Raw genomic sequence first — 11,995 nt, forward strand, 5'->3', positions numbered from 1 at the left:
GATCTACTCTGTTCCATCAGGATTCGGCTCAGTCGGCGCCGAGGACGGGCGGGACCGTGTTGGGCAGATTGTCCAGACCGGTGAGTTCGTCACCGTGTTCCTGAGTGATGAGGTAGTCGGGGATCGCCTTGGTGGATTCGTCGTCGTTGCCGCCACCCTTGCCCGCGCCGGGGCCCATCATGCCCGGCATGCCGGAGCGGCCTGCCGTGCCGGAGCCCGCACCGGTGCCGCGGCCCGCGCCGGCGCCCGCGGCGGTCGGACTGCCGGGAACCGCGCCCCCGGGAGAGCCTGCGCCCGGCGTGCCTGAGCCTGGATTGCCTGAGCCCGGGGACCCGCCGCTGGGAGAGCCTGCGCCACTTGGTAATCCAGAGGGGGAGCCCGAACCGGGGGTCGTCGCACTCGGGGTGGTCGAGGTCGGCGTCGTCGAGGTCGGGTCGGTCGACTGAGGGGTGGTGGATTCGGGGTCGGTCGAATCGTCTGTCGAGTCGTCGGTGTCGGTGCCGTCCTGGTCGGTGGTGGGGGTGGTCGACGCCGGTGTGGTCGTCGGCGTCGTGACGGGTTGGGTGGTTGGCTGCGTTGCCGAACCCGGGGTGGTCGGTTGTGTTGCACTGCCGGTGATTTCGGGGTCACTGCCACCGTTATCGACGGTCTTCGGGACGGGGATCACCGGGACCTTGTTGTCGGACTCGTAAATTACTGGGGCATAGACGGTTTGGAGGATTCGGACGGCCTCCACGCGCGCGTTCTCCTGCGCGACATCATCATCGCGCCACCCGCGACCGGTGAACAGGGCGCCGACGTTGTCCAAGCCGCTGCGGTGCTCGGGCTCGTGCGGGACGAGACGTTTCGTCGGCTCGAGGCCGGTGCGCAACTCGTCCAGTTTGGTGCTGGTGAGCGCGGCCGCCGTGGTGACCAACTTGCCCGTAGCGTCATATGCCGCAACGGTTTGCGCCGCCGCGTTCGCCGCGGAACCCGCCCAGACATCGGGAGACATCCCGCGCGCGATCTGCTTGCGGAACTCGTCGAGGGAGGTGCTGTTGCGGGTGGAGATTTCGTTCCAGGCACCGATCAGGCCGTTGACGGCGTCGAGATCGATCTTGTCGACCTTGGCGCGCAGTTCCGCGACTGTCCCCGGGAAGGCATCGTTCTTCGTCACCACCGTGGGACGGTAATCGCCGTCGAAACCGAGATCGCCCGCCTTGCGCCGGTTGCCGTCGCGCTGAGCGTTGTACTGGTTCTGGATGTCAGCGATTTCGGAGCTGTCGAGTTCGCCGTCGTCGCCGGAGAACGGGGACATCACGAAGTCGCGCAGGTTGCCGAACAGGTCGAGGCCGCCGATGCTCGGCATGCCGGTCATTCAGCTCACCTGCTCGGTGACGTAGTCGAGAGCGTTGGCGTTCTCGATGTCTTTGCCCGCGATGCGTTTGAAGGAGATGGAGAAGACTTCGCGCAGCTGTTGCACGGCCTCGATGTCCTTCCTCACCACGGCATCGATCGAGTTCTGGTCTCCAGTCGCCTGAAGGAGGAACTTCTTCTCGAGATCTTTGCCCATCTGGAAGTCGCCGAAGCCGGTGACGCTCTGGACCCGACGGGTGACAACCAGGATCTCTTGCAGGTCGGCAAGTCGGTCGTCGCAGGCCTTGAACATGTGGAAAGCCGCAGCTTCGTCGTTCAGATAGACCTCGCCCGCTTTGGCCTGCGTCAGCAACGCGCTGTATGCGGTGTTTTCACTCATGAACCCTCCCCTGTTCAGGCCGGAAACAGCGGAACGAGCACGTCGCCAACACGCTCGAGATACGTGCAGGGATCATCCAGCCCTGTCTTCAGCGCCGAGTTGAAAATCTGCAATTGGACGACGCCCTGGTTCGCGGGGAAGACCACGTCGCAACCGAGATCCTTGGATGCGCCCGTGACCCTGAACTCGCGTCCCGTACGGCCCGCGATGGTCACGTCCCGGAAGTCGACATTGCCGGGCTTCTGCTCGAACTCGCCCACAGGCTTGTTCGTCGTGTAGACGGTGATCGAATAGTCAGGTCCATCCCATCCACAGATCTCCCAACCCGACTGTGGAACACCCGCGACCCCCTTTTCCTCCGTCCCCGGATCCACCCCCGCCGCCGCCAACGCGGCGTCGGGAATCTCCGTGCACGGGTTCCAGAGAGCCGGCTTCGCTGTGGTCGTCGTCCCCTGCGACTGCGACTCCCCCGAGTCACAACCCACCAGCCCGACAACCGCCACACCGGCAACCACCAACGCCGTACCTGCGCGTTTCATCCCCACCCCTTCCGGCCGAGCACTGCCTTGACCAGGGACATTAGCACGGGCGACGGTCGCGAACCGGAGCCGCGTAGGTTGTCCGAACATGAGCGAACTTCGACTTTCCGCGCCGTTCGACGGACGTAATTCCGAGGGCAAACCGGTGGTGAACCGGTCTGCGGTGGACTCCGATATCCAGGATCGGGTGCTGGCCTACCTCGAGCACGCGCCGGTGATTCTGAGCGCCCGCGGCCACGACGCCGACGAGTTCGATCCCGCCCAGCGCGACGTGCCGTTGAACTTCCACACCGACGGCGTCTTCGTCTGGCCGGGCGCGGTCCCGTATTACCTGCGCAAGTACGGACTGCCGCCGGAGCCCGCACTGGTCCAGCACATCGTGGGCAAGGGGTTCGAGATCGGAGAGGTCGACGAGGGGGTGCTGCAGGCGGCGGTGCAGAAGATCGGCGGTTGACGGTGCTCAGCGCAGGCTGTGCGTGAGCGCCTCCACGCCCGGTCCACGCAGATTCCCCACCGCGACTGATCTGCCGGTCATGACCAGTAGGAGGTCGAGGATCGGGCCGTGTACCGGAATGCCCGCACCCGTTGACCATTCGATGTCGTCGGCGGCGAGGTGCAGGCCGCGTAGGTGGCGTTTCGCCCAGAAGGGCCAGCCCATCGTCCAGACCCGTTGGGCGGCAGCGGCGGCGGCGCGTGGGTGCACTTCGATGGTGCGGTCCAGTGGGCGGGCGATGTCCTGGGCGTGGACGATCACGTCGAAGAAGATGTTGCGGTAGCTGGTGACCGCGGGCAATCGGCGCGAGGCCGCGTGCTCGCGGATCTCACCTGCCAGCCCGGGGCGCGTCGAATAGCGCACTGCGACATCATGATTCATGCGATGAAAGCTGCCGCCCGCCCGGATCGCCAGCCAGGCCATCGCGGCTGGGCCCGGCGGTTGCGGTGCCATCGCCAGGTGCGCGGCGACATCACGCACCCGCCAGCCCGCGCACAGCGACGGCGCGTCCCATTCGGCCGGGGTGAGGTCGTCGAGTAGGTCGGCGACGGCGCGACGCTGCTGTTCGATGACCTGCCATTGCTGCTCGCGATCCATGATCGACCTCCGAATATTGATCAGCTTCTCTGACCAATATAGTCAGATACACTGACCGAAACAAGGAGGAAGTGTGGACGACGTGAACTTGGGCGTACTCCTGTTCGTCCCGTACCGGGAGATGGAGCGGCGGGTTTTCGCCGCCCTCACCGCGGGCGGTCACGCCGAACTCACACCGGCCAAGGCACGCCTGGTCGCCAGGATCGGGCCCGACGGCACCCGGCTCACCGAGCTCGCCGCCCAGGCCCAAGTCACCAAGCAGACCGCGAGCACCCTCGCCGACCAGCTGGTCCGCGCCGGCTACCTCGAGCGCGTCCCCGACCCCACCGACGGCCGCGCTCGCCTGCTGCGCCTGACCCCCACCGGCAGCGCCGCCGCCGACCTCGCCAACCGCACCGCCGCCGAGGTTCAGTCCGAATGGATCACCCACCTGGGGAAACGCGCCGCTGCCGAACTGCGCAAGACACTCACCGCCCTCCGCGAAATCACCGACCCCTACGCGTGAGAACGGTATGTGCGGCCTACGTGGTCGACGAAAGTTAGTGCTACGTAAGGAATCTCGATCGGTTATGGTCGCGCGCAGGGAAAGGTTCGACAGCTGCGACGGGGAGACCCATGGTTGAGATTCTGCAGGTAGACGCGACTGCGCTGCGGGAGCTGGGCAAGACATTGACAGGGCAGGCCGATCTCATCGCCGCCATCACGTTGGATGTCGCTGTCACCATGCCGGGCTCGCCCGTGCACAGCGTCAGCACGGCCATCGACGAGAACGCGGAGGCAGCGTTTCACGCGATGGGCGACCGCATCGGACAGATGGCTCGGGTAGCCGGGGCGGGCGCGAAAACATACGAAGAGGTCGACCACGCCTTCGGGGAACAGTTCCGAAAGCTGGCCTGAGCCGATGGCGACGACGATCAGCCATGTGCGCGGCTGCCGGCCCTCGACAATGGTGAGCTTCGGCGCGGCCCTCACCACCGGAACCGGCGAATTCACCGAGCAGGTCAGAAATATGGCCTCCGCTGTCGACAAGACCGTGCACGGCTGGAAGGGCGTCGCGAGCGCGGCGGCATCGGCCGGTTCGGTCTCGCAGAAATTGATCGGCACGCGAATCGACGAAGTGGTCACCTCCGTCGCGGAGTACTACAAGACCTACGGCGCCCAGCTGGACGGGACGCGCACGGCGGTGCTGAACATCGTCGACAATGCCGCGCCCGCGGCGGGCATGAAGGTCGCCGACGACGGCACCGTCACCGCGCCGAAGTATCCGGCGACCTCCGGCACGCTGATGGCGTACGTCATGCAGGCCAAGCTCGACGGTCAGGCGGCGTGGTTCCAGACCCAGCTGACGGCCCTGCTCAAAAACTTCGGCACCGGCGAGCAGCAGGCCGCCAGCTCGATCAAACTCGGGGTCGACGCACTGCAGACGCTGAAGGACAAGCCCACCGCGTCGATACCGAACCTGCCATCGATGTCGGTCTCCCCGGACGGCAGATATCGGCTCGGCGACCCGAAACGGCCGGGGGTCAAGCACGACGACACATTCATCTACAACTCGAAAGACTCCAACTTCCAGGACTGGCTCGACAAACAGAAGTGGCAGGCCAAGCTGCTCGGCGGGGAATACATCAAGTCCGAATTGGACGACGCCACCGCGTTGTACCGGCACTACTGGGACAACAACGGCGAAAGAATGAAATTCGACTACAACGAGGCCTACAAAGAAGACCCATCGGTTCGTAGCGCTGTCGATACCGAGATCGCCAGCACGGCCGCCGCCGCGGACTACTTCGCGAGAACCGGCAACAAGGACTTCGCGATCACCGGTGATCCGACAACCGCACGCACGAGCACCGAGAATTGGCAGAAGGCGATCGGGGGGCATCAGCAGTGGAGCCACGCCAACGTCCGCGTCGAAGGTAACCGGGTCGTCATGGATGTCACCGTGGAAGCCGAGGACTACTACAATTTCGACAAGGGCAAGAGCGATATCGCGACCGGCGCACCGGATTCGCAAAACGGTCGGTTCGCCGAGATCGGCTGGGCGAAACCCTTCGAATCGCACGGCAGCGTGACCCGGACGGTGTCCTGGGAACTCGGGCAGCCGCCGTCGAGCGCGACGACCACCGACACCTCGAATCCGGACCGTAACCCTGGTCGCGAGGATCGCTCCGACGGCCGCGACGACGGCGACAACGGCCGCATGCCGGACAACGATCGCAGCACCGGAGAGGCCCGCCCGAAGTGACGCCACCGAAAGGCATCGCCGCCCTGCTCGCGGTTCCGCTCGCCACGCTGGCCGTCTTCGGCTGTTCCACCACATCTTCCGACTCGCAGGAAAGGACCCGCAGCGTGTCCGACGAACTGCGCCACGACCCGCAGACCCTGCAGAAATACTTCCCGATAATCGGCACCCCGGTCGCGGTGTCCTGGGTCGGCAGAAACAACGCGAGCGGCCGGGCACCTGGTCCGACCACCTACTGGGTCGACGCCGTCGTCGAACTGCACCCCGACACCGCGGCCGCGTTGCGCACCCGCTACGTGCCCGGAGAACCCGCGCAGCCACCGGCACTGCCCGATGTCGTGCAAGCCCTCGTGCCCGCTGGCACCTACACCACCGGTCCCGACTTCGACACCGCGCTCGGCGGCGGCACCGAATGGAACGGCACGGCGACCGGATACCTGCACACCGACCGACCGATTCTCGTCTTCACCGCTACCGCCGGGGGCTGAGTGTCGAGTCGATACGACGAGCTCGGCCTCAAAGTCCTGCGGGCACAGCAGGCGCTGGAGTCGATTCGTGGCACCGGCACCGTCGACGGCGTGACGGTAGAGGTCGACGCCGAGAACCAGGTGGTCGCGGTCAGCGGCCCGCAGGGCGAGGCGATCCTCGCGGCCTATCAGCTCGCGGTACGGCAGATGCAACCACGGGTCACCGCCGCGATGCACGAACTCACGGCTGACCCGCTGGTAGAATCGACGATGGCGTTCACCTCGGCCGATACCGTGGTGTTCACGCCGGCACCGGCCGAACCGACCGATCCCGAAGACGACCCGAGCATCTTCGAACACGGCTGGTAGCGCCCGCGAAACCCGTCCCGCGCAGCGCACAAGATCACCGACGCGTATCGATGACGGGGAGACCGCGCTGATCGGGAGTACGGGGTTTACGATCCGTGCTGCCGGGAACGGGCGTGATGAGCATCCCCGCACCGAGACGGTGGTTTCGGGGGATACTGGTAATGGCCGCGTCGCAGGGCGGGGCCACTTTGCAGCAATTGTAGAGAAACGGAGCTTGACGACGTGGATGCGCGTTCGCTTGCGCTGGTCCGCGCCGATTTCCGCGGGGTGGCCGAGACACCCGGTGGTTCCGAGCGGCTGATCAGCGCTTTCTATGGTCACCTGTTCGCCCAGGATCCGAGATTACGTGAGCTGTTTCCGCCTGCCATGGACATGCAGGCCAAGCGGATCACGACGGCGGTGCAGTTCGTCCTCGACCATCTCGAGGACTTCGAACGCGCCCAGCGCTTCCTCGAGCAACTGGCCCGCGATCATCGCAAGTACGGCGTCGAAGCCGACCACTACGACATGGCCGGACGCGCGCTGCTCGCGGCGCTGCGCACCTACCACGGCAACCGCTGGACCAGGGAACTCGACGAGGGCTGGCGCGACATCACGCTGCTGATCTCGGCGTCGATGGCGATCGGGGCGAACGAGGACACCTCGCAGCCGTACTGGGACGCGACCGTGGTCGGTCACCGGCGGGTGCTCGACGATCTGGCGATCGTGCGACTACAGGCCGACGGACCCATTCCCTTCAAGGCCGGGCAGTATGTGCCGGTCGCGGTGCCGCAGCGGCCGAATATGTGGCGCTACTTCTCCCCCGCCATCCCCGCGAACCCGTATGGCGAGATCGAATTCCATGTGCGGCGGATCAGTGGTGGCTGGGTGAGTCCGGCGATCGTCAACGACACCAAGGTCGGGGATCGGTGGAAGATCGCCGGGCCGCTTGGCGGCTTGCAGGTGGATCGGGAGTCGGGGCGCGATGTGCTGATGATCGGCTCCGGCACGGGGATCGCGCCGTTGCGAGCACAGCTGATCGAGATGAGCCAGCGGGGGATCAATCCGCGCGTGCACTTCTTCACCGGTGGGCGCTACCCCGGCGACCTCTACGACGTGGACAACATGTGGCAGCTCTCGCAATCCAATCCGTGGTTGACCGTGGTGCCGGTCTGCGAGGAACGCGCCAATCCCTGGTGGTATCCCGAAGATTCGGGCACACCGCCGATGGGCATGCCGCGGCGATTGGTCGGTAATCTGGGAGCGGTGGTGACCAGCTTCGGGGCGTGGTCGGACCGGCAGATCCAGATCGCGGGATCGCCGTCGATGATCGCCAACACCCGTTACGCGCTCCTGCGAGCCGGTACACCGAGTGAGATCATCGCTGCCGATCCTGTCTGACCCTTCGCGAAAGAGGATGATGAGCAACGCTTTTCCCGACCCCGCTTGGACGGCCACCGTCGTCGGTCACCACCGGTTGCGCCACGACCTCGCGGTGATCCGGCTGATCGGCGATTTCGTGCCGTTCGAAGCCGGGGGTTCGGTGGAGGTGGAAGTGCCACAGCATCCAGGGGTGCGGCGGCGGTTCTCCCCCGCGCTGCCGCCCTCGCTGGACGGCAAGCTCGAATTCCATGTGCGGACGGTGCCCGGTGGGTGGTGTTCGAGTTCTATCGTCGGCGACACCCAACCCGGTGATCAGTGGCGAATCAATGCTCCCCACGGGGTTTTCGCGGTCGATCCCGACGCTGTGGAGGTGGTGATGATCGCCGGTGGTACCGGCCTGGCACCGATGCGCGCCCAGATCCTGGACCTGGCCCGCCGCGACACCCCGCCACGCACCTACCTGTTCTTCGGTGGGCGCTCGCCTCGCGACCTCTACGCCAACGACATGCTGTTCCTGCTGGCGGACGAATTGCCGTGGCTTTCGGTCATTCCCGTTGTCGAGACTCCGGATGACCCTGCGGTGCGCGATGAATGGCACGAGCAGACTCGTTCCGACGTGGGCTTCGCTCCCGAGGAAATGCTGCACGGCACCCTCGCCGACGTCGCCGCCGCCCACGGACCCTTCACCAAACATCAAGTGCTGGTGTGCGGCTCCCCCGCGATGGTTCGCACCACCGTCGACCGCCTGATCCAATCAGGAACTCCCCCAACGAACATCACTTCCGAAGGCGCCTGAGACCGCGAGTCAGAACAAGGGGTCGTGGCGGATCGATTGGGCTTGTGTACCTGCTGCCATCAAGCGGAACTTGGTGGTTTGGACCATCGACGGGGAGCCTACGATTTGGACGTCGCGGTCGGCCCACGGGCCGTAGCTGGCTACTACCTTGCCTATCTGGCCGGTCATGCGGGGCTCCAGGCCTGGTAGATCTGGGTGGTGCTCACCGGAATCATAGTACCACCAGGGGTTTTCGTCACTTTCGGTGACAGGGGTGATGGTGAGCCATTTGTTGGCGATGGCCAGTTGGCTCAGGACCTGGAGGTCGTAGAGGTCGCAGGGGTGGTGGCCGCCGACGAAGAGGTGAACCTTCGGGTTCACTCGGCGTTGGGCCATCGCCATGATCTGGGCGCGTAAGGGGGCGATGCCGGTGCCGCACCCGACCATCAGCATCTTGCGTTTGGTGTTGCGTGGTACGCCGAGGCCGCCGAGGGGGGAGCCGAGTCGCCACTGATCGCCGACGGCGGTGTGCGCCACCATGGCGGGGCTCACCCAGCCTCCGAGCACGCCGCGAACGTGGAATTCGATCTCGCCGTTGACGTTGGCCGGATTCGCGGGCGAGAGATAGCGCCACATCCGGGGCCGCGACGGGATCTCCACGCTGAGGTACTGGCCCGCGGCGTACTGCATCGGCTGATCGAGTTGCACGCGCACGATGGACAGGTTGCGCAGCACCTCGCGATGTTCGACGACGGTGCCGGTCCAGGCGGCGGGGGTGGTCTCCTTGTCGGCAGCGCTGATCATCGCGCCGCTGATGGTGGCCAGACCCTCGTCCCAGGCGTTGGCGACCTCGTCGGTCCACATCTCGGTGCCCGCGAACACCCGCAGGGCCTTCTTCAGCGAGTTGGCCACGGCCACATAGTGCGCCGGTTGCACGCCGTACTTGCGATGGTCGCGCCCGAGCTGGGCCAGGAACGGGAGGAGCTTGTCGGGCTCCTCGAGGCGTTCGAGGGCGTAGGAGATCGCCGTGACCAGTCGGTCGCGCTGGGAATCCATGGCAGCCGGGAAGTAGTCGCGGACACCGGGGTAGTCCGTGAAGAGGATCGAGTAGAACGACCTCGACAGCTTCTCGGATCCACCTTCTTCAGCAGCAACCGCCTTGAACGTAGTACGGATCAAAGCGACAGTCCGCGAATCCATATGTGTCACAACCTCGTTTCGCCATCGAACGCTAGCCGCGCCGGCGAGTGACGGGCTGGGAGGACACTCGTCAGCAGCCGATGCGAGAAGTCTAGGCGAGGTTTGCCAGCTTAGGAATCGTACTCTTAAACATCACGCATGTAATTCTAGATATACCAGGCGGTTCCTAGTAGTTTCCCTTAGAAACATACCTGAAGACCGTTAATCGCGGGTGAACAGCGGGGCACGAATGTTCAAAGCGCCCGGCATATCAGACAATTGGTGACCAACGGCCCTGGTAGAGCGACCTTTCCGCTACGTCGACAGCAGTCGCAGCCCGACGCGCCGGGCCATGACACGCGGGGTAGGTACCCAGGACCGGCGGGTCGTGAACGTCGAAATGCCTTCTGATTGATCCGATTTCAGCATCCCGACAGCAAACTTTTGGACGTTCGTCGTGATGAATCCGCACCTCAGCGCGCCGCGACGGCATCTCCGTTCAACAAGATCACGAATAAGTGAGTTGCTGGAGAGTCACCAGGCGGTCGCCGGGGGTTGACCGGAGACCGACGAGCCCCCGGCTCGGCATCCGCCGCGGCGGATATCGAACCGGAGGCTCGTCGGATCGAAAAGCTCAGCGCCGATGCCGTGGCTGCCACACCACGAGCGCGGTACTGCGTGCGGGCGGCGACAGATCGGGCCGGTAGCCCGCCCGCAACCGCTCCATCTCCGCGCTCATCTCCTCGACTCGCTGCTGCAACGCCTCCACCTGATTGGTGAGTTCGATGATGCGCTTGATGCCAGCGAGATTGACGCCCTCGTCCTGCGACAGGCGCTGCACCTCGCGCAGCACCTCGACATCGCGGGCCGAATAACGGCGTCCGCCACCCGAGGTCCGTTGCGGGGTGACCAAACCCAGCCGGTCGTAGGTACGCAGCGTTTGCGCGTGCATCCCCGCCAGTTGAGCCGCCACCGAGATCATGAAGAACTCGGCGCGCGAGGTCGCACCCGAAACGGAATTCGGATTATCGGACATCAAGCACCCGCCCATCCTGCCCGCGGTTCGAAGCCACTGGCCTTCTCCGCCTCCTGATAACGCTTGAGCGCATCGGTGGCGTCGGAGTCGAGTGACTGCGGCACCGCGACCTTCACCGTGACCAGCAGATCACCGGCGCCGCCCGCCGCACCACGCTTGGGTACACCACGACCCCGCACCCGCAGGATACGCCCGTCAGCGGTGCCCGGGGGCACCTTCACACCGACCCGGCCGTCCAGCGTCGGCACGGAAACTGTTGTCCCCAGAACCAATTCGCTGTAGCTCACGGGGAGCACCAGGGTGAGGTCGTCGCCTTGACGGCCGAAGACCTTGTCCTGGCTGACGTGCACGCTGACATACAGATCGCCCGAAGGCGCACCGCGCAGACCCGCCTCGCCCTGACCGGCCAACCGGATCTTCTGACCGTCACTGACGCCCGGTGGGATCCGGACGGTGATGGTGCGCGTGCGGTTCTGGATGCCGCTGCCCGAGCAGTCGGTGCACGGGTCGTCGATGATCGACCCGGTGCCGCGGCAGTCGTCGCAGGGCTCGCTGAAACCGAACGCGCCCTGGTTACGGCTGACCACGCCCGCACCGTTGCAGTGCGGGCACACGCGCGGGCTGGTGCCCGGCTTGGCACCGCTGCCGTGACAGGTGGTGCACGGCGAGGGACTGGTCATCCGCAGCGGAACGGTGACACCCTGGGCCGCCTCACGGAAACCCAGGGTCGTCTCGGTCTCCACATCGGAGCCGCGACGCGGACGAGCCGCCGCCCGGCCACCGGCGCCACCCCGGTTGAACAGCCCGCCGAGCAGATCGCCCAGCCCGCCGTCACCCGCTGCGCCGGTGCCACCGGCCTGACCGAAGATGTCACCGATATTGAAGTCCTGCGAAAAGCCGCCGCCCGCACCGGGAGTGAACCCGCCGCCGCCGTAGGCCCGTCCGCCACCACCGCCGCCCGCGAACATGCGGCGCGTTTCGTCGTACTCCTTGCGCTTGGCCGGATCCGACAGCACCGCGTTGGCTTCGCTGACGGTCTTGAACCGCTCCTCGGCCTTGGTGTCACCCGGGTTGGAATCCGGGTGCAGGTCACGGGCCAGCTTGCGGTAGGCCTTCTTGATCTCGTCCTGCGAGGCGCCGGCGGAGACACCCAGCTCCTTGTAGAAGTCTTTCTCGATCCACTCCCGTTGGCTCACCGGGC

Annotated in this window: 15 protein-coding genes; 8 read left to right on the forward strand and 7 right to left on the reverse strand. The window is 65.7% G+C overall.

Annotated features, from left to right (window positions below):
* Positions 1-28: 28 nt before the first annotated feature.
* Genes ACLJPD_RS08245 through ACLJPD_RS08255 form a run of 3 tightly spaced genes read right to left on the reverse strand, consistent with a single transcriptional unit; the run spans position 29 to position 2,274 of the window.
* Complete coding sequence (locus ACLJPD_RS08245) at positions 29-1,357, reverse strand: hypothetical protein (RefSeq protein ID WP_410871245.1); 1,329 nt, start codon at positions 1,355-1,357, stop codon at positions 29-31.
* On the reverse strand, positions 1,358-1,735 hold the full coding sequence (locus ACLJPD_RS08250) for a hypothetical protein (RefSeq protein WP_410871246.1): 378 nt from the start codon (positions 1,733-1,735) through the stop codon (positions 1,358-1,360).
* Between the two features lie 14 nt (positions 1,736-1,749).
* The gene (locus ACLJPD_RS08255) at positions 1,750-2,274 is read right to left on the reverse strand and encodes a DUF3558 domain-containing protein (RefSeq protein ID WP_410871248.1); all 525 of its coding nucleotides are present in this window, start codon (positions 2,272-2,274) and stop codon (positions 1,750-1,752) included.
* A gap of 88 nt (positions 2,275-2,362) precedes the next feature.
* Between ACLJPD_RS08255 and ACLJPD_RS08260 the strand changes: the two genes are divergently transcribed.
* Positions 2,363-2,728, forward strand: a complete 366-nt coding sequence (locus tag ACLJPD_RS08260) for a hypothetical protein (protein ID WP_410871250.1) — start codon at positions 2,363-2,365, stop codon at positions 2,726-2,728.
* 6 nt (positions 2,729-2,734) lie between these two features.
* Here ACLJPD_RS08260 and ACLJPD_RS08265 read toward each other — a convergent pair whose 3' ends face one another.
* Entirely contained in the window at positions 2,735-3,364 is a 630-nt protein-coding gene (locus tag ACLJPD_RS08265) for a maleylpyruvate isomerase family mycothiol-dependent enzyme (protein ID WP_410871251.1), read from the reverse strand.
* A gap of 121 nt (positions 3,365-3,485) precedes the next feature.
* Here ACLJPD_RS08265 and ACLJPD_RS08270 point away from each other — a divergent pair, with 121 nt between their 5' ends.
* The 7 genes from ACLJPD_RS08270 (at position 3,486) to ACLJPD_RS08300 (ending at position 8,600) form a co-directional block, all read left to right on the forward strand.
* A complete protein-coding gene (locus ACLJPD_RS08270) occupies positions 3,486-3,869 on the forward strand; it encodes a MarR family winged helix-turn-helix transcriptional regulator (protein ID WP_410871968.1) in 384 nt (127 codons plus the stop codon).
* Positions 3,870-3,979: 110 nt separating this feature from the next.
* Positions 3,980-4,261, forward strand: a complete 282-nt coding sequence (locus ACLJPD_RS08275; protein ID WP_410871253.1) for a hypothetical protein — start codon at positions 3,980-3,982, stop codon at positions 4,259-4,261.
* Between the two features lie 4 nt (positions 4,262-4,265).
* On the forward strand, positions 4,266-5,609 hold the full coding sequence (locus tag ACLJPD_RS08280) for a hypothetical protein (protein WP_410871254.1): 1,344 nt from the start codon (positions 4,266-4,268) through the stop codon (positions 5,607-5,609).
* Positions 5,606-6,094 carry a hypothetical protein gene (locus tag ACLJPD_RS08285; RefSeq protein ID WP_410871255.1) on the forward strand — a complete coding sequence of 163 codons (489 nt, stop codon included), beginning with the start codon at positions 5,606-5,608 and terminating at the stop codon, positions 6,092-6,094. The genes ACLJPD_RS08280 and ACLJPD_RS08285 overlap by 4 nt, the downstream gene beginning before the upstream one ends.
* On the forward strand, positions 6,095-6,442 hold the full coding sequence (locus ACLJPD_RS08290; protein ID WP_410871256.1) for a hypothetical protein: 348 nt from the start codon (positions 6,095-6,097) through the stop codon (positions 6,440-6,442).
* A gap of 222 nt (positions 6,443-6,664) precedes the next feature.
* On the forward strand, positions 6,665-7,822 hold the full coding sequence (locus ACLJPD_RS08295) for an FAD-binding oxidoreductase (protein WP_410871257.1): 1,158 nt from the start codon (positions 6,665-6,667) through the stop codon (positions 7,820-7,822).
* A gap of 19 nt (positions 7,823-7,841) precedes the next feature.
* Positions 7,842-8,600 carry an FAD-binding oxidoreductase gene (locus ACLJPD_RS08300; RefSeq protein ID WP_410871259.1) on the forward strand — a complete coding sequence of 253 codons (759 nt, stop codon included), beginning with the start codon at positions 7,842-7,844 and terminating at the stop codon, positions 8,598-8,600.
* Between the two features lie 9 nt (positions 8,601-8,609).
* Here ACLJPD_RS08300 and ACLJPD_RS08305 read toward each other — a convergent pair whose 3' ends face one another.
* The 3 genes from ACLJPD_RS08305 to dnaJ all read right to left on the reverse strand — a co-directional run bounded on the left by ACLJPD_RS08305 (position 8,610) and on the right by dnaJ (position 11,990).
* The gene (locus tag ACLJPD_RS08305; protein ID WP_410871261.1) at positions 8,610-9,779 is read right to left on the reverse strand and encodes an FAD-binding oxidoreductase; all 1,170 of its coding nucleotides are present in this window, start codon (positions 9,777-9,779) and stop codon (positions 8,610-8,612) included.
* 613 nt (positions 9,780-10,392) lie between these two features.
* The gene (locus ACLJPD_RS08310; protein WP_410871262.1) at positions 10,393-10,794 is read right to left on the reverse strand and encodes a heat shock protein transcriptional repressor HspR; all 402 of its coding nucleotides are present in this window, start codon (positions 10,792-10,794) and stop codon (positions 10,393-10,395) included.
* Complete coding sequence (gene dnaJ / locus ACLJPD_RS08315; RefSeq protein WP_410871263.1) at positions 10,794-11,990, reverse strand: molecular chaperone DnaJ; 1,197 nt, start codon at positions 11,988-11,990, stop codon at positions 10,794-10,796. The genes ACLJPD_RS08310 and dnaJ overlap by 1 nt, the downstream gene beginning before the upstream one ends.
* Positions 11,991-11,995 lie beyond the last annotated feature (5 nt).

The sequence above is a fragment of the Nocardia sp. A7 genome (assembly GCF_046549215.1).
Taxonomy (GTDB): Bacteria; Actinomycetota; Actinomycetes; order Mycobacteriales; family Mycobacteriaceae; genus Nocardia.